General features: G+C 50.7%; 16 protein-coding genes. 11 read left to right on the top strand and 5 right to left on the bottom strand.

Annotation, left to right across the window (positions count from 1 at the left end; translation table 11 throughout):
• The first annotated feature begins 87 nt into the window (after positions 1 to 87).
• Together DXD78_RS03050 and DXD78_RS03045 are read left to right on the top strand one after the other, a co-directional pair.
• The gene (locus DXD78_RS03050) at positions 88 to 2,934 is read left to right on the top strand and encodes a TonB-dependent receptor (RefSeq protein ID WP_117652485.1); all 2,847 of its coding nucleotides are present in this window, start codon (positions 88 to 90) and stop codon (positions 2,932 to 2,934) included.
• A 92-nt stretch (positions 2,935 to 3,026) separates the two neighbouring features.
• Positions 3,027 to 3,860: a helix-turn-helix domain-containing protein gene (locus DXD78_RS03045; protein WP_005828170.1), complete on the top strand. Its 834-nt coding sequence runs from the start codon at positions 3,027 to 3,029 to the stop codon at positions 3,858 to 3,860.
• 11 nt (positions 3,861 to 3,871) lie between these two features.
• Here DXD78_RS03045 and DXD78_RS03040 read toward each other — a convergent pair whose 3' ends face one another.
• From DXD78_RS03040 to DXD78_RS03025, 4 genes are all read right to left on the bottom strand, one after another.
• Positions 3,872 to 5,566 carry a heavy metal translocating P-type ATPase gene (locus tag DXD78_RS03040; RefSeq protein ID WP_035448221.1) on the bottom strand — a complete coding sequence of 565 codons (1,695 nt, stop codon included), beginning with the start codon at positions 5,564 to 5,566 and terminating at the stop codon, positions 3,872 to 3,874.
• A gap of 70 nt (positions 5,567 to 5,636) precedes the next feature.
• Positions 5,637 to 5,948: a heavy-metal-associated domain-containing protein gene (locus DXD78_RS03035; protein ID WP_005828167.1), complete on the bottom strand. Its 312-nt coding sequence runs from the start codon at positions 5,946 to 5,948 to the stop codon at positions 5,637 to 5,639.
• Positions 5,949 to 5,976: 28 nt separating this feature from the next.
• Positions 5,977 to 8,193 (bottom strand): TonB-dependent receptor domain-containing protein, encoded by a 2,217-nt coding sequence (locus tag DXD78_RS03030; protein ID WP_117652484.1) that lies wholly within the window; start codon positions 8,191 to 8,193, stop codon positions 5,977 to 5,979.
• A gap of 83 nt (positions 8,194 to 8,276) precedes the next feature.
• Positions 8,277 to 8,675 (bottom strand): hypothetical protein, encoded by a 399-nt coding sequence (locus DXD78_RS03025; RefSeq protein WP_034523146.1) that lies wholly within the window; start codon positions 8,673 to 8,675, stop codon positions 8,277 to 8,279.
• A gap of 138 nt (positions 8,676 to 8,813) precedes the next feature.
• Here DXD78_RS03025 and DXD78_RS03020 point away from each other — a divergent pair, with 138 nt between their 5' ends.
• From DXD78_RS03020 to DXD78_RS02980, 9 genes are all read left to right on the top strand, one after another.
• A complete protein-coding gene (locus tag DXD78_RS03020) occupies positions 8,814 to 9,680 on the top strand; it encodes a DUF3298 and DUF4163 domain-containing protein (protein WP_117652483.1) in 867 nt (288 codons plus the stop codon).
• Positions 9,681 to 9,717: 37 nt separating this feature from the next.
• Complete coding sequence (gene rsmG, locus DXD78_RS03015; RefSeq protein WP_057253287.1) at positions 9,718 to 10,338, top strand: 16S rRNA (guanine(527)-N(7))-methyltransferase RsmG; 621 nt, start codon at positions 9,718 to 9,720, stop codon at positions 10,336 to 10,338.
• A 15-nt stretch (positions 10,339 to 10,353) separates the two neighbouring features.
• Entirely contained in the window at positions 10,354 to 10,992 is a 639-nt protein-coding gene (locus DXD78_RS03010; protein ID WP_005828155.1) for an MBL fold metallo-hydrolase, read from the top strand.
• Between the two features lie 31 nt (positions 10,993 to 11,023).
• Entirely contained in the window at positions 11,024 to 13,873 is a 2,850-nt protein-coding gene (gene gcvP / locus DXD78_RS03005; RefSeq protein ID WP_117652482.1) for an aminomethyl-transferring glycine dehydrogenase, read from the top strand.
• A complete protein-coding gene (locus DXD78_RS03000; protein ID WP_009036899.1) occupies positions 13,873 to 14,535 on the top strand; it encodes a hemolysin III family protein in 663 nt (220 codons plus the stop codon). Before gcvP ends, DXD78_RS03000 begins: the two co-directional genes overlap by 1 nt.
• 117 nt (positions 14,536 to 14,652) lie before the next feature.
• Complete coding sequence (locus tag DXD78_RS02995) at positions 14,653 to 15,477, top strand: ABC transporter ATP-binding protein (protein WP_009036898.1); 825 nt, start codon at positions 14,653 to 14,655, stop codon at positions 15,475 to 15,477.
• On the top strand, positions 15,474 to 16,268 hold the full coding sequence (locus DXD78_RS02990) for a hypothetical protein (protein ID WP_083790039.1): 795 nt from the start codon (positions 15,474 to 15,476) through the stop codon (positions 16,266 to 16,268). The genes DXD78_RS02995 and DXD78_RS02990 overlap by 4 nt, the downstream gene beginning before the upstream one ends.
• Before the next feature lie 3 nt (positions 16,269 to 16,271).
• Positions 16,272 to 16,640, top strand: a complete 369-nt coding sequence (locus DXD78_RS02985) for a GntR family transcriptional regulator (protein ID WP_009036896.1) — start codon at positions 16,272 to 16,274, stop codon at positions 16,638 to 16,640.
• A gap of 230 nt (positions 16,641 to 16,870) precedes the next feature.
• Entirely contained in the window at positions 16,871 to 19,201 is a 2,331-nt protein-coding gene (locus DXD78_RS02980) for a TonB-dependent receptor (protein WP_009036895.1), read from the top strand.
• Positions 19,202 to 19,312: 111 nt separating this feature from the next.
• On the opposite strand, the gene DXD78_RS02975 is transcribed toward DXD78_RS02980, so the two are convergent.
• Positions 19,313 to 19,876 carry a nitroreductase gene (locus DXD78_RS02975; RefSeq protein WP_009036894.1) on the bottom strand — a complete coding sequence of 188 codons (564 nt, stop codon included), beginning with the start codon at positions 19,874 to 19,876 and terminating at the stop codon, positions 19,313 to 19,315.
• Between the last annotated feature and the right edge of the window lie 59 nt (positions 19,877 to 19,935).

Below are 19,935 nucleotides of genomic sequence, written 5' to 3'. Positions count from 1 at the left end.
ATTCATAAAAATACACCTTGATAATCTGATAATATCTCACGTACTTTGCAAACATTCTGATATAACTATTCACAAAAAGACAGACTTATGAAAAAAAGAATTCTAATAACGCTATTCGCAGCGTTACTGTTCAGCTTTTCCATATCTGCACAGATATTGAAGGGGCACGTATATGATGCAACGACCAATGAACCGCTTGCAGGGGCATCGGTCACCTACAAGCTGAAAGACACGCAAGGCGTAGTGACCGACATAAACGGTGCATACGAAGTACACCTGCCGGCGGGAGGTGTAGATTTGGTATTCAGCTACGTGGGATATGAGGATGTGCCAATGCCCATCGTCATCAGCAAAGGAGACATTATGCAGAAAGACGTGTACATGAAGGAAAGCACCAACCTGCTGGAAGATGTCGTGGTCTCGGCCGGACGGTTTGAACAGAAGCTGAGCGATGTGACGGTCTCCATGGATTTGATAAAGGCCAGTGACATTGCCCGCCAGGCTCCCACAGACATCACCTCGACACTGCAGACCATTCCGGGGGTGGATATCATCGACAAGCAACCCAGCATTCGAGGCGGTGGCGGCTGGACTTACAGCGTAGGTGCCCGCAGCCTGGTACTGGTAGACGGGATGAGCGTGCTCAGCCCCCAAAACGGAGTCATCAACTGGAACAGCGTACCTCTGGAAAATGTGCAGCAGGTAGAGGTCATCAAAGGAGCCTCCAGCGTGCTCTATGGTTCGTCGGCCCTGAACGGCATCATCAACATACGCACCGCACGGCCGGGACTGACCCCTCAGACCCGTTTCAGTGCCTATGTAGGAATCTATGACGACCCCGACAACAGCGATTACCAATGGAGTGACAAATCTTTCTGGAAAGAGGACAAATATCCGGTAAAGCCCTTGTTGCGCAACAGCCTTTTCAGCGGTGTACGCAATCCGCTCTACGAAGGTTTCGACCTCACCCACTCCCGCCGCATCGGTAACTTTGACGTCAGCGGCGGACTGAATCTCTTTACCGACGAGGGCTACCGCCAACAAGGTTACAACAAACGTTTCCACATCAACGGAAACCTCACCTACTATCAGCCGGATATGGGTATGAAACTGATGAACTACGGTTTCAACGTGGATTTCCTTTCCAACAAGTACGGGGATTTCTTCATCTGGCGCTCGCCCGGCGAGGCCTACCGCCCCTCTCCCTTTACTAATATGGGACGTGAGTCCAACAACTTCCGCATTGACCCTTTCTTCAACTTCACCAATCCTGAAAGAGGTACTTCACACAAAGTAAAGGGCCGTTTCTACTACAGTGCGGACAATGTGGTACGCCCTACACAATCCGCCTCCATTACGGATATTCTGGGCAACATGGGCACCGACGCACAAGTCATCCAGAACATTGCCAATGGAGACTACACAGCCCTCCAGCCACTGATGACCGGAGTTATCAAATGGCTGGGAAGCAACAAGCTGAGTGATTTGATGGACGGTGTCTTCGGCTCTCTGGACAACATATTCCCCAATGCCACCACTGCCGACTATTGCGACCTCATCTCCTGGGTAATGAGCAACGGCCTGCTGTCTGACATGGGAGGACTGCTTGAAGGGAAACTACCCAGCGACCTGGTTCCCTGGCTATCCGGTGTACTCAATCCGAAGCGCAATCAATCACCAACACGGACGGACAAGAATTACGACTATTATCTGGACTATCAGTTCAACAAGAAATGGGACGGCGGCGCACAAATCACCACGGGTCTGACTTACGAACATATCCGCACCTTCTCCGGCGAAACGGAAGAAGTACATCAAAGTGACAATGTTGCCGCCTATATGCAATACGACCAGCGCTTCTGGGACCGCCTCAGCGTATCGGCCGGTGTACGTGCCGAATACTACCGGATAGACAAGCACTACCGGGAAGCCGACACAAAGGTTTTCGGGAGCAAGATTCCTTTCCGCCCCGTGTTCCGTGCCGGGCTGAACTACCAGCTAGCCGATTACAGCTTCCTGCGTACCAGCTTCGGCCAGGGTTACCGTAATCCCTCCATCACCGAGAAATACCTTCGCAAAGACATCGGAGGTGTAGGTGTATATCCCAACTACAACGTACAGCCGGAAAAAGGATTCAATGCCGAGCTGGGATTCAAGCAAGGGTACAAGGCAGGCAATTTACAAGGATTTGCAGATGTCGCCGCTTTCTATACCCAATACAAGGATATGGTGGAATTCCAGTTCGGCCTATTCAACAATGCGGACCTGAGCATGATAAACAGCGTTACAGACGCCATACAAATGCTGAAGAACGGCAAGGGTTTCGGCATCGGGGCACAGTTCCACAACGTGTCCAAAGCACAGATTTATGGAATGGAAATCAGCACCAACGGCATGTACACCTTCAACAAAAACGCCAAGCTGCTCTATAACCTGGGATATGTATATACCGAACCGAGGGATGCCGACTACAAGAAACGCAATGCCCTGGAGAACACCTATACCGACCCGCTTCAGATGAAGGAGAAAAGCAATGACGGCAAGTACTTGAAATATCGTCCGAAACACAGTTTCAAGGCCACGCTGGACTTTCAGTGGAAACGCATCAACATAGGTGCCAACGTAAACTGGAAAAGCAAGATACTTGCCGTGGACTATATTATGCTGGACGAACGCAGCAAAAGTGAACCTGACCTGCTGGACTACGTGCGCGGCATCCTCTTCGGCTCGTCCAACGGGGAAACCCTGGCATCCTATTGGAAAAAGCATAATACGGACTATGCCACAGTGGACATGCGCTTCGGGGTGAAAGCCACCAAGGAAGTAGCTTTCCAGTTCATGATAAACAACCTGCTGAACAAGGAGTACAGCTATCGTCCCATGGCAGTGGGCGCGCCACGTACTTTCGTCGTAAAGATGGACGTTACATTTTAAAAAAAGAACATTTCATTTTAAAAACAGAATGTCTTCCGTTACTTTTTCCCGGAAAAGAATTACCTTTGTGCAAACTCTAAACGACAAAGCGTATGGAATTTCCTCAAGTCGACCTGCCAGTAGACATGATTGCATGGACTGAAGTAACGGAAGACATTCTAAACATATACAAACAGTCGTGCCGCCTGAAAGCATGCATCTTTGCACTATGCATAGAAGGTTCCATCACGGTATCCATCAATCTGATGGATACGGAAATCAAGCAAGGGGATTTTATTACCCTGCTTCCCGGAACTATCATACAGTTTTACGAACAAAAGGAAAAAGTGTGCCTGGGATTCGTGGGGTTTTCTTCCCATTGCCTCAATGGAGTCAACCTCATCCAGTCTACATTGAGCTCTTTCTCCAACATACTGGAGTATCCGGTACTGGCTGTCAACCCTACCGTCGCCTCCTACTTCAAGGACTATTTTGCCCTATGGGCACGCATCACGACCGGTCCCTATCCTCCCGATACAAAAATGGCTCAAAGCACATTGAACATGCTCCTCAGCGGCATAGACAGAATGTATTGCCACCGTCCGCAGATGCAAAAAGGGAATAAGAGCCGGAAAGAGGAAATATGCCGCGAACTGGTGCAGCTCGTCATCGAAAACTATACCCGCGAACGCCGCGCGCAATTCTATGCCGACAAACTGGGCATCTCCCTGCAACACCTCAGCACCACCGTGAGGCAGGTGACCGGCAGAAATGTATTGGACATCATCGCCCACGTCGTCATCGTAGACGTGAAAGCCAAGCTGAAATCAACCAACATGACCATTCAGGAGATTGCCTATTCCCTGAACTTCCCCAGTGCTTCCTTCTTTGGAAAATACTTCAAGAGGCACATGGGCATGAGTCCGCTGGAGTATAGGAACAGCTGAGAATACAGCCGTCAGAACCTGGAACTCAGACGAAGGCTGCTCAAAGCCACGGATACACAGGAAAGAGCCATGGCAGCACCTGCCAGCGCAGGACTCAGCAGGATGTCATAGACGGGATAGAGTACTCCGGCCGCGACAAAGATACCCACTGTATTATAGATGAAAGCCCAGAACAGATTCCGGTACATGAGGCTCACAGTCTGGCGAGACAACCGGAAAACTTTGGGCAACAGCAGCAGGTCTGAAGTCCTGAGAGTAATCATGGCGGTGTCCATCAACGTATCGGTCCCCTTTCCCATGGCAATGCTTACATCAGCACAGCTCAAGGCTTGCGCATCGTTCACGCCGTCACCTACCATGGCGACCGTTTTACCCTGAAGCTGCAGCTTATGGATGAAATCCTCTTTGTCGTCGGGCATGGCATCAGCCACAAAACGCATGATACCCAAACTGCCGGCCACGGAAGAAGCTGTACGCTCACCGTCTCCCGTAAGCATGCATATCTCGATGTCCTGGATACGCAGTTCCCGGATAGCTTCCATAGAAGTCACCCGCAACTGGTCCTTGATGGCAATAACGGCAAGTAAATCGTTCTCACGCCCAAAGTAGACAATACTGTTTCCGTCCGATTCATATTGTGTCAGCATATCGGCCAGGATATCCGACAAATTGGCTTGATAATCTTTCAGCAGTTTATGGCTTCCTACCCAATATTCCGCACCCTGATAGGCCACTCTGACACCTTTTCCGGTAATGTTTTCAAAACCGTCCAGGTGGGCAGGGATAACCTGCTCCTCCCCTTCCAGGGCCGTAACGATTGCTTCTGCCAGAGGATGGTCCGAAGTAGACTCGGCAGCAAGCAGTACATCTTTATAATGCTCCTCCTGCCCTTGCGCCCACAGCCAGCCTATTACCGTAGGATGTCCTTCTGTCAAGGTCCCGGTCTTGTCGAATACCACCACATCCACATTGCGCATCTGCTCTAAAGCGGAAGTGTCCCTGATAAGGATATGATTGCGGGCAGCTTTATTAAGGCCCGCCGCCAAAGCTACTGGAGTGGCCAGCCCTACCGCACACGGACAAGCCACCACCAATACGGACAAAGCGGCAAACAGACCGTGTGACACTACATCTATGCCTCCGAAAAACACCCATATAAAAAAGGTCAGCAGGGAAATGATGAGAATGACCGGGACAAAAAGCTCGGCAACGCGGTCGTCAATGCGTTGCTTCTCCGGCAGTACGCGGGCTGCGTTATGCTGCCAGCCTCCCAACCGGCAGATAGCCGCCGACACATTTCGCCGGGCACGTTCCTCCATAAACTCGCCGGTCAGGGAAAAGGCGATGATGACGGCGGCAACCCCATAATAGACATGCGGTTCCAGCCCGATGCCCAGCCAATAATCCGGGAAGAAAGTGTTGAACACACTGAACAGAAAAGCCACAGAGGTGGTAAGCGCCACCAGACGGTCTATATTGTTGCGGCCCGACCGGGTTCCCTTCCAGGCACCGGCATAAAAAGGAGCGCCGAAAAACAGCAGTACCGGAATTGCCAGTACCATCTGTATTTCACGGGTATAGGGTACATGCACAAAGACTGTAGAAAACAGTATCAGTACGATGGCAAAAAGCCATGCACCGACGACGCGCAATCCCGTGCTGTGCATATCCGGCACGGGATGTGCCTTAGTAATTATATTGCTCATTCGATTTATTTTTTAGATGGTTGTTGTTCCGCTTTAATAAAGCAACAACTGGAATGAGCAGTTTGTTCAATTACTTCTTATCGTCCTGCTTGGTTTCCTTGACAAACTCCGCTTCATAATGGAACTTTTGGAAACCTTCTTTCAACTTTTCCACATTGGTCTTGTCGGCATCATACGTGATGGTTACCGTCTTTGTCTTCAGGTCTGTGTGGAAGTCCTTCAGTCCCTTCTCAAAACGGATGTTATTGTTTATCTTCCTTACACAGTTCTCACACTTCATCTGTGCCACCTTGAACACGGCTGTACGGATGTCTTTTGCCATTGCGGCAGTCGTACAGAACAGTACGGCTGCCAAAGCAACTAAAAATCTTCTTGTTTTCATTGTTTTGCTATTGATTTAATAAATAATATTATATTCTCGGCAAGTTAAAACGGACACCTACATAGGCTTTTGCCCCATGCATCGGTCCCCACACCATCGTAGCATCAAAGTTGCTTCCCCAGGGATTGGAAGCATCGATGATGGGGTTTTTCTGCTTGAAGTTTGTCAGGTTCTCGCCACCGACGTATATAGACCAGCGACGGAAATAGCGCGTCACCTGGGCACTCAACTGCTCGAAGCCGCCATAACGCCTTTCCCACGACCAGTTGCCGTCTGTCAGTTCGTATGGAGCCGGCATGCGCCCGCCACCGTTCAACTGCAAAGTCACATCAAACTGCCACAATCCCAAAGGTGTCTGATAAGAAGCCGTCAGCAAACCTTTATACTTGCTGGTAAGGGGTTTCTCCATCAGCTCTCCGTTGTAATTCGTCTTGGCATCCGTCCAACGGTAAGCCGCGGTAAAGGTGAAACCCTGGAAGAACGGATAGCTTGCCTCCACCTGCACTACCTGCGAATAGGAACGGCCGTGAAGGTTGTAGAACAGAACGGCATGCGGGTCCGTATCCATATCCACCACCACCTGCTTGCTGAAATCCGTGTAATAGTATTCCGCATTCAGGTTCAAGGTTTTGCCGAACAAGGGAATATAGGCGGAAGTGCTTGCGCCATAGTTCCAGGCCTCATCCTGGTCAAGACGTTTGGCGATGTCTATCCGGCGGCTGCTTGCCAGCAGGTAGTTATTCTCGGCCAGCACATGGTTCGTGCGGTATCCCTTTCCTGCCGAAAGACGGAAATGTACATACTCGTTGGGATTGTACTTCACATGGAAACGCGGAGTGACGAAATAGCCGTACTCACTGCTATGGTCGCCGCGGATGCCACCCATCAGCACCAGTTTATCGTCCCAGTTGTAGGTGTACTGCACGTAGGCGCCGGGGACGGCTTCTTTGGTGAATTTCTTCGTCAAAGGCTGTGCGGCGTCATTGTCCAGGCGGTAGTGCTGGTCGTAGGAGTCATAGTTGAAGCTCAGTCCGGCAGAAAGGCTTTGACGCTTGGTCAGTTCCGTCTCGAACAGCAAGGAGGCATAAGCGTTGTGCTGGTCCACATCGTAGATTTTCCGTCCGTACAAGGCATCCTGCTTGTGCAGGGAGCCGGAAAGAATCAATGCCAGGTTGGTGTTCTTCTCCTTATTAAATATATAGGCGTTCTTGGTGAAGGCTTCGTAGCGGTCGGTACCTATACTTATCTTATAAGGGTCTGCCAGGGACGTTTTGCCATGGCTGACTTGCCCGCTGTTGCGGTCTTCTGTAAGCACTTTGATGCCTGCCTGGAAGACGTAGCGGTCGCCCATGTATGCCCAGCGGTTCCAGAGGTTGTACTGCTCCACACGGGGGATGTCGGCAAAGCCGTCGTCGTTGCTGTCGTGAGCTTTGGTCTCATTCTCGTAATGCGCCAGCAAAGAGGTGCTCCAACGTTTGGAGAGTTTCACCGTGGCATCGGCATTGGCTTCATAACGGTTGGTGCTGCTGGCAAAGAGGTTGGCGGAAAACCAATCGGCTTCGGGCAACTGGGGTTTCTTGAATTCCACATTGATTTGTCCCGTGATGGCCTCATAGCCGTTCTTCACGGATGAACTGCCCTTGCTCACCTGAATACTCTGCATCCATGGCCCGGGTACATAACCCAGTCCGTAGGGGGCGGCAGAGCCGCGGTAGTTGGGGATATTCTCCGTCATCATTTGCACATACGTACCGGACAAGCCGAGAAGCTTGATTTGCTTGGCACCGGTGGCGGCGTCAGAGTAGGTGACGTCCACCGAGGGATTGGTCACAAAACTCTCTCCCAGGTTACAGCAGGCGGCACGACTCAACTCGGCGCTACTTATCATATCTTCATTCATCACACTGTTGCGCAGCTTCATGGTGCCCAACTTACGGCTGACCACATTCACCTCGCTCAGTTCCACCCCTTCGCGCAAGACAATGTCGAGCGTCTCATTGCGGTTACTGACGTGTATCGTATCGTTCTCAAAACCGATAAAGCTGACTACAAGCATATGCTTGTCATTGGGTTTGGACAAGGAGAAAGTACCGTCCGCCGAAGTGGTGGTACCTTGGGTGGTTCCCTGCCAGAAGAGGTTGGCACCCGCAATCGGGTCGCCCAAATTATCCTTTACCGTTCCCTTTACCTGCGCCTGCAAGGCGGTGAAAGAGAACAGAAGAATGGCTATCAAACTATATTTCATTTCTGTTTTATACTTAAAGAAGTGATTAAAAAACAAACAGTTCCCTCCGGGCAATCCAGGTCATTGCCCCGTATAAAACAACACTAAATGAGAAGCGTGGAATAGAGCGCCAGATAATGACGCGAGCCGACGACATATGGCGGTGCTCCTGAAACAACTCTCGGAGTACAAGCCACCTGCGGCAAGGAGTGATCAAACAGCGGCAGTTGCTCGCAAAACAGTGTAAGGAATGGCACGAACGAAACAGACTCGTGTGCATGCTTCACGAAATCCACCTTGTAGTAGACGGCTGTACAGCCGGTATCCTTGCATGTTTGCCGTGAGGCACGATGTGTATTATGGCATTTGGAACAGCCGGAAGTGCAGCAGCTTTGCGTCGTCTCGCATCCGGCACAGCAATACTGAACTACAGAAATCCCCACTCCGCTTATAATGATAAGGGAGGAAAAGAGTACAGCCAGTATGTAACGGAGTTCCTTCATAAGCGCTGCAAAGATAGAAAGTTTTAACCGTTTGCCGGAATTAATTTTTCCTTTTTTATGTGTGCAGTTCGTTAATAAGTTCTATATTTGTCGATAAAGTTTTTTGATTGATATGTTGATTTATAAACGAAATTCAATATGAAAAAGCAAACTGTCAGCCTACTTGTCCTTCTGCTTGCGGCAAGCGGCTTTTTCTTTTCCTGCGGTAACACCGTGAACAAAAACGCATACGCGTTGGAGTTCGACAGTATACAAGTAAACGAAACCGTACATCTCTTCGGAGACACAGCCAATCCGGCCTGCAACCTCATCCTCAACTTTGCCTACGCCAGCCAGTCATCCGACGTGAGGCTGAAAGACAGTCTGAACGCCTTCTTCCTCTCCGCCTGCTTCGGCGACAAGTACATGGCGATGACACCCGAAGAAGCTGTCAAGAAATATACGGAGAAATATGTCAGCGACTACCGCAATGACCTGGAGCCGATGTACAAGAAAGACGAGGAGGACAAACAGGACGAGCAGAGCATAGGAGCCTGGTATTCCTATTATAAAGGAATCGAAAGCCATGTGCAGTTGTGCAATACCTTAATACTGACCTACCGTATAGATTACAACGAATATACCGGCGGCGCACACGGCATCTATATGTCCACCTTCCTCAACCTCGACCTAAAGACCCTAAGCCCCATCCACCTAGGCGACCTCTTTGAAGGCGACTATAAGGAAGCGCTGACCGACTTGCTTTGGAAACAGCTGATGGCAGACAACAACGTCAGCACCCGCCAAGAGCTGGAGGACATGGGTTACGCCACCACCGGTGACCTGGAGCCTATCGAGAATTTCTACCTGGACCCAACGGGAATCACCTTCTATTATAATGTATATGAAATTGCCCCATACGTAATGGGAGCAACCAAAATCACGTTGTCTTATGAGGACATAGCCCCTCTGATGAACGGTAAATTCATTGTATTGAGCAGCGCTATAAAAACAGACGGCGAATAGGAACTGTAATCAATTGTCTATCAACATAAAATTTACAATGGATTTAATACTCAAATATTTCCCGGACCTGACGGAAGAACAGAAACGGCAGTTTGCCGCACTCTACGACCTCTATCTGGACTGGAACTCTAAGATTAATGTCATTTCACGCAAAGATATAGAGAACTTGTACGAACACCATGTGCTGCATTCTCTGGGCATAGCCAAGGTAATCCACTTCAGGCCGGGGACACAGATTATGGACCTCGGCACGGGAGGAGGCTTTCCGGGAATCCCGCTTGCCATCCTTTTCCCCGAAGTACACTTCCATCTGGTGGACAGCATCGGAAAGAAAGTACGCGTAGCCTCCGAAATAGCCAACAGCATCGGGCTGAAAAACGTCACCTTCCGCCATGCCCGCGCAGAAGAGGAAAAAGGGAAGTTCGACTTTGTGGTGAGCCGTGCCGTGATGCCACTGACAGACCTACTGAAGATTATCCGCAAGAACATCTCCTCCAAACAACAGAATGCATTGCCCAACGGACTGATTTGCCTCAAGGGGGGCGAATTGGGAAATGAAACCATGCCCGTCAAGAACAAGACCACGTTGTGGGACTTGAAGGAGTTCTTTGAAGAGGAGTTCTTCGAGACAAAGAAAGTAGTATATGTAGGGGGATAAATCTAAATACATAATATGAAAATAAAGAGATTCGAATTTAATATGTTCCCGGAGAACTGTTATGTGCTTTGGGACGAAACCAATGAAGCGGTCGTCATTGACCCGGGCTGTTTTTATGAGGAAGAAAAGCAGGCCTTGAAAAACTTCATCATCAAGAATGGGCTGAATGTGAAACATCTGCTGAATACCCATCTGCATCTGGACCATATCTTCGGCAATCCTTTCATGCTGAAAGAGTTCGGTCTGAAGGCCGAAGCCAACCAGGCCGATGAGTTCTGGATTGACGAAGCGCCGAAACAAAGCCGCATGTTCGGCTTCCAACTGCAGGAAGCCCCCGTGCCCCTGGGCACTTATCTGCACGATGGAGACATCATCACCTTCGGCAATACAGAACTGGAAGCCATCCATGTGCCGGGACACTCGCCAGGCAGCCTGGTGTACTATTGCGCGGCAGACCACTGCATGTTCTCGGGGGATGTGCTGTTTCAAGGCAGCATCGGCCGTGCCGACCTTGCCGGCGGCAACTTCGACGAACTGATAGAGCATATTTGCAGCCGTCTGTTCATCCTGCCCAACGACACGATTGTCTATCCCGGACACGGAGCACCGACTACCATAGGAATAGAAAAAGCGGAGAATCCGTTCTTCCGGTAAATATACAGCAAACTTTTAAATCATTACAGCCATGAAAAACGACCTATTGGCCTACCGCCACATCGGCATCAGCGAAAAAGACGAGGAAAAGATGCTCCAAAAAATAGGAGTGAAAAGCCTGGACGAGCTGATTGATAAAACCATTCCTGCCAACATCCGCCTGAAAGAACCGCTGGCTCTGCCCAAGACAATGACGGAGTATGAATTCGGACAGCATATTACAGGACTGGCTGCCAAAAACAAACTTTACACAACCTATATCGGTATGGGATGGTACAATACCATCACTCCTGCCGTTATCCAACGGAATGTATTCGAGAACCCCGTTTGGTACACTTCCTATACCCCCTATCAGACCGAAGTCTCACAAGGACGCCTGGAAGCCCTGATGAACTTCCAGACTGCCGTATGCGACCTCACCGGCATGCCCCTTGCCAACTGCTCCCTGCTGGATGAAGCGACTGCCGCAGCCGAAGCCGTGACGATGATGTACGCCCTGCGTCCGCGCGACATGCAGAAATCGGGCGCCAACGTGGTATTTGTTGACGAAGCCGTCTTCCCGCAGACACTGGCAGTAATGACTACCCGCGCCATTCCGCAAGGTATCGAGCTGCGTATAGGAAAATACCATGAAATGGAATTCACGCCGGACATCTTCGCCTGCGTACTGCAATATCCCAACGCTACCGGCAACGTGGAAGATTATCGCGCCTTCGTGGAAAAAGCCCATGCAGCCAACTGCAAAGTGGCCGTTGCCGCCGACATTCTGAGCCTCGCCCTGCTCACCCCTCCGGGAGAATGGGGAGCTGACATCGTCTTCGGAACCACACAACGGCTCGGTACACCGATGTTCTACGGCGGGCCGTCGGCAGCCTACTTTGCCACCCGCGACGAGTACAAGCGCAATATGCCGGGACGCATCATCGGCTGGTCGAAAGACAAATACGGCAAGCTGTGCTACCGCATGGCGCTGCAAACCCGCGAGCAGCACATCAAGCGTGAAAAGGCGACTTCCAACATCTGTACCGCACAAGCACTGCTTGCCACGATGGCTGGCTTCTATGCCGTATATCACGGTCCGGAAGGCATCCGCACCATTGCAGAACGCATCCACAGCATTGCCGTATTTCTGGAAGAAAGTATCAACAGACTGGGATACAAGCAGGTCAATGTACAATATTTCGACACGCTCCGCTTTGCACTGCCCGACACCATTTCGGCACAGCAGATACGTACCATCGCCTTGAGCAAGGAAGTGAACCTGCGTTATTTCAAGAATGGGGACGTAGGTATGAGCATCGATGAGACTACGGACATCACTGCCGTCAACGTACTGCTCTCCATCTTTGCCATTGCCGCCGGAAGGGATTGGGAAAAGGCAAGCGACGTACCCATGGCAAGCAGCATCAGCGCGGAGATGAAACGCCAAAGCACCTATCTGACACATGAAGTATTCAACAAATACCATACGGAAACGGAGATGATGCGCTACATCAAGCGTCTCGACCGCAAGGACATCTCACTGGCACACTCCATGATTTCCCTCGGCTCGTGCACCATGAAGCTGAACGCTGCCGCAGAGATGCTGCCGCTCAGCCGTCCGGAATTCATGAACATGCATCCCCTGGTGCCCGAAGACCAGGCCGAAGGTTACCGCGAACTGATAAGCAACCTCAGTGAAGAGCTGAAGATAATTACCGGCTTTGCCGGTGTCAGCCTGCAACCCAACTCCGGTGCGGCAGGCGAATATGCAGGACTCCGCGTCATCCGCGCCTATCTGGAAAGTATAGGACAAGGGCACCGCAACAAAATACTGATACCGGCATCCGCACACGGCACCAACCCGGCATCTGCCATCCAGGCAGGCTTTACCACCGTGACCTGCGCCTGCGACGCACAAGGCAATGTGGATATGGCCGACCTGCGCGCCAAAGCGGAAGAAAACAAGGCGGACCTCGCCGCCCTAATGATCACCTACCCTTCCACACACGGTATCTTTGAAACGGAAATTGTGGAAATCTGCCACATCATACACGCCTGCGGTGCGCAGGTATATATGGACGGTGCCAATATGAATGCCCAAGTAGGCTTGACGAATCCCGGCTTTATCGGTGCGGATGTCTGCCATTTGAATCTGCACAAAACGTTCGCCTCTCCTCACGGTGGCGGCGGACCGGGCGTAGGTCCCATCTGCGTGGCAGAGCATCTGGTTCCGTTCCTTCCGGGACACAAATTGTTCGGCAATGCCGCCAACCAGGTGTCCGGAGCTCCTTTCGGCAGTGCAGGTATCCTCCCCATTACTTACGGCTATATCCGCATGATGGGAACAGAAGGGCTGACACGGGCCACAAAGATAGCCATCCTCAGCGCCAACTACCTGGCAGCCTGCCTCAAGGATACATACGGCATCGTTTACCGCGGTGCTACCGGCTTCGTAGGACACGAAATGATATTGGAATGCCGTAAGGTGCACGAAGAGACGGGCATCAGCGAAAACGACATCGCCAAGCGCCTGATGGATTATGGATATCATGCCCCTACCCTCTCCTTCCCGGTACACGGCACACTGATGATTGAACCGACGGAGAGCGAAAGCCTTGCCGAACTGGATAACTTCGTGCAGGTGATGCTGACCATCTGGGACGAGATTCAAGAAGTGAAGAACGGCGAAGCCGACAAGACGGACAACGTGCTGGTGAATGCCCCCCATCCCGAATACGAAGTGGTAGCCGACACGTGGGAGCACAGCTATACCCGCCAAAAGGCAGCCTACCCGATAGAAAGCGTGCGCGAAAACAAGTTCTGGGTGAACGTGGCACGTGTAGACAACACGTTGGGAGACCGTAAACTGTTGCCCACATGCTATGGATGCTTCGACTGATGAAAAGAAAGCGTAACGGACTATTTTATAGTAAAAAAGAAGAAACCATCAATTCCATCTCCCATGGCATCGGCATTGCCATGGGAGTAATTGTAAGTACACTATTCCTGATAAAATGCTACCAAGTACAGAATCTTTGGGCAGCATTCGGTGTATGGCTCTATCTGTTCGGCATGGGCGGTTCATATCTTGCCTCCACACTCTACCACTCCCTGAAACATCATAATCCGTGGAAACGACGCTTGCGGCATTGGGACCATGCGGCCATCTATTGGCACATTGCAGGCAGTTACTCCCCCATCACGCTCATTGCATTGAGAGAGGACGGCGGTTGGGGCTGGGGACTGTTCGGCTTCGTCTGGCTATGCGCCATTATCGGCACTGTTGTCAGCTTCCGCAAGATGGAGGAGCACAGTTACGTGGAAACAGTGTGTTACATCCTGATGGGGCTGTCCGTACTGGTAGTATTCAAGCAGCTTTTCGCCCTCTCCCCCACAGCCTGCTACTGGATTATTGCCGAAGGAGTATGCTACATCACGGGAGCCGCCTTCTACTCCTTGCGCAAGGCACGGTACATGCACTCGGTTTTCCATTTCTTTGTATTGGGCGGTTCAGCCTGCCACATGGTGGCTGTATGGGACATACTGGTGAAGATGCTGTAAGCAAACGACAAGCGCACAACTGCTAAAAGAAGTTAATAAGCATCTCTCCCCCTTGCTTTTCTCCATAACTTACCCTACGTTTGCAGTGTTGTACATCAGTACAACACCAATAAAGTTATGATAACGATAGAGAACACAAGCTACGGTTACAAGTCCAATCCACTTATTTTCAACAATATATCTTTGGAAATAGGAAACGGTATATATGGACTTCTGGGGGAAAACGGTGTAGGCAAAACGACGCTGATGCATCTCATCTGCGGACTACTCTTTCCCAAAAACGGAAAGTGCAGTATAGACGGAAGAAACACGGCAGAGAGACAGTCCGAAGGGTTGGCCCGTTACTTCTTCCTGCCCGAAGAATTGCAGATGCCTACCGAAAGCATCGCCAGCTTCGCTGCACGCCATTCCGTATTCTATCCACATTTCAATCAGGAAGAATTCAAGCTGAACCTGGAAGAGCTGAAAATCAACCGGAAACAAAAACTCTCTTCCGTCTCCTACGGACAACAGAAGAAGGCAATGCTGGCATACGCCTTTGCCCTGCATACTCCATACATCCTGCTCGACGAACCGACAAACGGGCTGGACATCACCTCCCGCCAAGCCTTGAAACGTATCATCAGCCGCAGCATGGACGATGAAAGCACGCTGCTCATCTCCACCCATCAGGCGCACGACTTCGAGAATCTGCTGGACCATCTCGTCATCCTTGGCAAAGGCGAAATATTACTGAACCGTTCGCTGGACGAAATCAGTAACCGGCTTCTCTTTGCCCGTACGGACATCCTGCCGGCAGAAAGCATCTACAGCGAACAAGACTTGTCGGGCCATTTCTCCATTCTCCCCAACGAGGACGGAGAAGAGAACACACCGGACATCGAACTGCTGTATAAAGCGGTGCTGCAACAACCGGAAAAGATACAGAGCATGTTTCAATGAAAATCCATCATACAAACAGAACTATGAACGCAACTTTTAATCTGAAACGCTTCCTGCTACTGGAACAATATAAAAGGAATGAGACCGGCAGGCACCTGCTTTGGTCGGCAGCCGTCGTATCGTTCATCTGCATCCTGTGCATTCTCTACGACATAAACCGCGGTGGAAGTTATTACGGCAAACATACCTCTGCCACCGAATTCTCCCGCTACGTACTATGGTTTATCCTCATGGCCCCCTGCCTGCTGGAAACAAATTTCAGCAAACGCAGCTCTACTCTCGATATACTGCTGCCGGCATCGGCATTCGAGAAGTTCCTGCATATCTGGATAAAATACCTGCTGCTGCTTCCCCTATTCTGCAGCCTGCTGATAGCCTGCCTCAAAGGTCTGCTGTCCTTAAGCGGCAGCGAGTTCCTGCAATATTTCGCAACGCACATCACGATGTTCCGGATACACAACACCCAGATACTGACCAATGCAATCCTGCATGCTTCCGCCTTCATCGGCTACTTCGCCTTCAGTCGGCAAGTCCTGCTGAAAAGCTTCACCATCTTTGTAGGCTCCATTGCCGTCTGCATAGGAATTGTAACTTTTGTGGCCTCCCTCATGCCCGAAGCCAGAGCGGACGGATATTGGATGGATAACATTGCCACATGGCCCCACACCAACTATCCGTTGTCGGCCGGTGCACAAGCCATCGTGACTTTCTGCAATTATGCGGCTCCCATCAGTGTGCTGCTCGGTTCATGGGTATCGAGCTACTTCCTGCTCAAAGAAAAACAACTGTAGCCTATGGACTTCAAGACCAACAAGCCGATATACCAGCAGATTGTAGACTTCTGTTTCAGCAAGATTCTCACCCGCGAATGGCGGGCAGAAGAGCGGGTGGTATCCGTGAGGGAGCTCTCCACACAACTGGCAGTGAACTCGCGCACCGTGCTGAAGGCCTATGAATACCTCCAGACGGAGGACATCATCTACCCGGAACGGGGAATGGGGTTCTACCTCTCCAAAGATGCGGTGAAGAAAGTGATGCGAATACAGAAGAAAGAGTTTTTTGACAACCAGCTTGCCGACATGTTCCGCAGCATGGAGCTACTCGGCATCAGTATAGAAGAAATAACAGAACGATATAACAAACTTAAAAAAGACGGTTCATGAAGAGATACGCAAAGACTGCATTATGGATTACCTTCGGACTCCTCTTCGGACTTACGATTGTCAAAGTTTCGACACTGATGTACGAGATTTATTCCTTCATGCATTCCTAACTTTCATCGGACAGACGAGGAAAGTATAAACAACTGATATACAAGCTTCAGCATCTTCCCTTAGCGGGAAGAGTGACTTTTACATCCCTATCCAACAGTAACAGACTAATACAAACGATTATGAAAACCAAACTTTTTTTACTATTGCTTGCCCTCTCCGTACTCCGTACGCAGGCACAGAGCCTCTCCATCAAAGGACGCGTCACGGACGCCTCGCAAGAAGCAGTTATAGCCGCCAATGTGTCATTATGGACCATAGACTCTACTTTGGTGACCGGAGTAACCTCGGATGCACAAGGCAAGTTCGCCCTCCCTAAAATCAAGGCAGGCGACTACCGCCTTTCCATCTCCTTCATCGGCCTCCAAAGTGAAAACATACTGCTGAAACTGAATAAAAGCCTCGACCTGGGCGATGTACAGTTGCAGGAAGATGCCGTGAGCCTCGGTGAAGTGACGGTATCTGCCAGCAATGTGCTGCAGCGGGTAGACCGGCAAATCATCCTACCTTCCGAAAGCCAGCTCAAACGCTCGTTCGGTGCCTACGACCTGCTGAACAATCTCGGCATTGCCCGTCTGCAAGTGGACAATCTGAGCAACAGCATGAGCGTCAGCGGTGGCGGGGCCGTACAAACCCGTATCAACGGCATTAAAGTGACAGACAAGGAGATAGCGGCCGTCAGAGCCAAAGACGTACTGCGTGTGGAGTTCATCGAAGACCCCGGCAAGCAGTACGGAGACGATGAGCTGGGCGCCGTAGTCAACATTATCCTGCGCCGCCGCGAAACGGGCGGTGTCGTGAACTTCCAGCTCTCCGATTCGCCCCACACCCTATGGGGAGAGAATTTTCTGAGCGCGAAGTTCAATTACAAGAACTCCGAATGGGGCATCGACTACTTCAACAAGAACGGCAAGTATCACAGCCGCCTCGAATCCCACGAAACCTTCTATCTGGGCGACCGCACCATCGACCGCATCAAGGAAGGCATCGAAGACGAGTCGCCCTCTCTGAGCTTCATCAACAACCTGAATCTGACGTACAATCTGACGAAAGCGGACAAATATGTATTCAATGCCATCTTCCGTAACAACCTCAGCAATGCCCCCTACCAGAATGAACTGAACAAGATGTGGGCAGTGGGCAGCACGGAGTCCATCTATTCGTACGTCAACAACCACACATCCAGCTACTCTCCGGCGCTCGACCTTTACTTCCAGCATACCCTGCCCCATCAGCAGAGCATCCAGATGAATGTGACGGGAACGCTCATCCATACCAAGAACAACCGGAAATACAAGGAGTACAAGGACGAGAACGCACCGCTGGCAGACATCCAGACATTAGTGGACGGCGACAAGCGCTCCGTCATCGGCGAAGCCATTTATGAAAAGAGCTTCAAGGAGGTGAAGCTGAGCGGCGGTGCCCGCCACTATCAGATGCGGACAGAGAATGAGTATAAAGGTTCCAATCCCACCACCTCGAAGATGGACCAGTCGCAAACATCCGCTTTCTTCGAGGTGCAAGGCAAGGTAAAGGACTTCAGCTATGCGGGCAGTGTAGGAATGACACGTGCCTGGTTCAAGGAAAGTGAGGAAGACCATGCTTACTATACCTTCACGCCCACCGTGCGGTTGAGCTATAATCTGAAGAAGGCGGGATTCCTGCGCTACCGGTTCAACATCAGTCCTGCCATACCGTCGCTCGGTTCGCTGACTGATGTGGAGCAGGCGATGGACACGATACAGATAGTCCGCGGAAACCCGTTGCTGAAAACGTATCAACAGTTCACGAACTCCTTGTCTTACAGCTATTCGAAGAAGCAGTTCAATGCCAATCTGAGCGTGCGCCACCAGTATTATGACAATCCCATCATGGAAAGCATCTTCGTGGAGGACGGCAAACTGATACTGAAGAATGAAAACCAGCGGTCGTTCCAAAGCCTGAATACGGAACTGATGGCCGGCATAAATGGCGCTACACTGTTCGGACTGAAAGATTTCTTGACGCTTTATGCTTCGGGAGGATATACGCGCAGTTGGTCGGAAGGCCTGAACTATAGCCATATGTACGATGAATTCTATTACAGCGTGATGGCGCAAGTGCAATATAAAGACTTCTCGCTGCTCGGGCAGTTCCGGAAAGTGCAGAACAATTTCTTCGGCGAAACCATCAAGAAGAACGAAAACCAGACGGCATTCATGGCAATGTACACCCGGCAGAACCTTCAGGCGGGAATCGGTATTATGTTTCCCTTCACCAATAACTATAAAGTGGGAAAAGAAAGAATCAGCAAAGTGGCTCCTTTCCGTTCCGAGACATTCGTCAGGGAGACGGGACAGATGGTCGTGCTGCGCGTGGGCTATACATTCGAGTTCGGACGCAAGCACAAGGCGGGCAACAAGGGGCTGAACAACAGTGATACGGACAGCGGCATCATCAATATGCAGCGATAACCCATTTCCTCTGTGAAGAGGAAGCCCAACGGAGAGTGGCGGAATTATACGTTATTTTGCTTCATGTATGATTAATTACCTGACCGCCACCTCTCCTGCGGGTATCTCTGTTTAGCGGATGATGGTCACCGTACCTTCCTTCACCTTTTTCTCCTTCACCGGAGCATCGGCGGGAGCATATCCCAGGGCTGCGCAGCCATATACCTTATGGCTCTCGGGTACACCCAGCTTTGTCAAGAAAGCGCGGACATCGGGGTCGTCGCAGGTCTGCCCCAACTGGTTAATCCAGCAGGAACCGATGCCGAGGGACTTGGCTGCAAGAAAAATATTCTCCAGAGCGCAAGCGCAATCCATAGCAGCCCACCATTGGGTAGGCTCGTTGGAGACAATGACCAGCGTGGGGGCATGATAGTAGCAGCAATAAGTCTGGCTATGTCCACGTTCCCGTGTATGAGGGTCGTCACTCTTGGCAAAGGCGCCTTTGATTTTATCATTCAACTCTTTCAGTACTTCCTTATTCTGAATGGCAGTGAAGTGCCACGTCTCCAAATGCATACCGTTGGGGGCATAAGTAGCCGCCTCAAGGATAAGATTCAAATCTTCTGCGGAAACCTGCTGTTCCATATAGGCACGGACGCTACGGCGTGCCTTGATAGTTTGTAATGTCTCGTTCATTTGTTTAATTGAGAATTGATAGTTGATAATGCACATCAGTACGTGTTCAGTGGGGCTGT

This window comes from Bacteroides sp. D20 (assembly GCF_003436255.1).
Lineage (GTDB): Bacteria > Bacteroidota > Bacteroidia > Bacteroidales > Bacteroidaceae > Bacteroides > Bacteroides uniformis.
This window is presented reverse-complemented; position numbering and strand designations above follow the sequence as displayed.

Bases quoted from the DNA above. Each gene is read 5' to 3' on its own strand.
- DXD78_RS03050 (WP_117652485.1), top strand. From the start codon at position 88: ATGAAAAAAAGAATTCTAATAACGCTATTCGCAGCGTTACTGTTCAGC.
- DXD78_RS03045 (WP_005828170.1), top strand. From the start codon at position 3,027: ATGGAATTTCCTCAAGTCGACCTGCCAGTAGACATGATTGCATGGACT.
- DXD78_RS03040 (WP_035448221.1), bottom strand. From the start codon at position 5,566: ATGAGCAATATAATTACTAAGGCACATCCCGTGCCGGATATGCACAGC.
- DXD78_RS03035 (WP_005828167.1), bottom strand. From the start codon at position 5,948: ATGAAAACAAGAAGATTTTTAGTTGCTTTGGCAGCCGTACTGTTCTGT.
- DXD78_RS03030 (WP_117652484.1), bottom strand. From the start codon at position 8,193: ATGAAATATAGTTTGATAGCCATTCTTCTGTTCTCTTTCACCGCCTTG.
- DXD78_RS03025 (WP_034523146.1), bottom strand. From the start codon at position 8,675: ATGAAGGAACTCCGTTACATACTGGCTGTACTCTTTTCCTCCCTTATC.
- DXD78_RS03020 (WP_117652483.1), top strand. From the start codon at position 8,814: ATGAAAAAGCAAACTGTCAGCCTACTTGTCCTTCTGCTTGCGGCAAGC.
- rsmG (WP_057253287.1), top strand. From the start codon at position 9,718: ATGGATTTAATACTCAAATATTTCCCGGACCTGACGGAAGAACAGAAA.
- DXD78_RS03010 (WP_005828155.1), top strand. From the start codon at position 10,354: ATGAAAATAAAGAGATTCGAATTTAATATGTTCCCGGAGAACTGTTAT.
- gcvP (WP_117652482.1), top strand. From the start codon at position 11,024: ATGAAAAACGACCTATTGGCCTACCGCCACATCGGCATCAGCGAAAAA.
- DXD78_RS03000 (WP_009036899.1), top strand. From the start codon at position 13,873: ATGAAAAGAAAGCGTAACGGACTATTTTATAGTAAAAAAGAAGAAACC.
- DXD78_RS02995 (WP_009036898.1), top strand. From the start codon at position 14,653: ATGATAACGATAGAGAACACAAGCTACGGTTACAAGTCCAATCCACTT.
- DXD78_RS02990 (WP_083790039.1), top strand. From the start codon at position 15,474: ATGAAAATCCATCATACAAACAGAACTATGAACGCAACTTTTAATCTG.
- DXD78_RS02985 (WP_009036896.1), top strand. From the start codon at position 16,272: ATGGACTTCAAGACCAACAAGCCGATATACCAGCAGATTGTAGACTTC.
- DXD78_RS02980 (WP_009036895.1), top strand. From the start codon at position 16,871: ATGAAAACCAAACTTTTTTTACTATTGCTTGCCCTCTCCGTACTCCGT.
- DXD78_RS02975 (WP_009036894.1), bottom strand. From the start codon at position 19,876: ATGAACGAGACATTACAAACTATCAAGGCACGCCGTAGCGTCCGTGCC.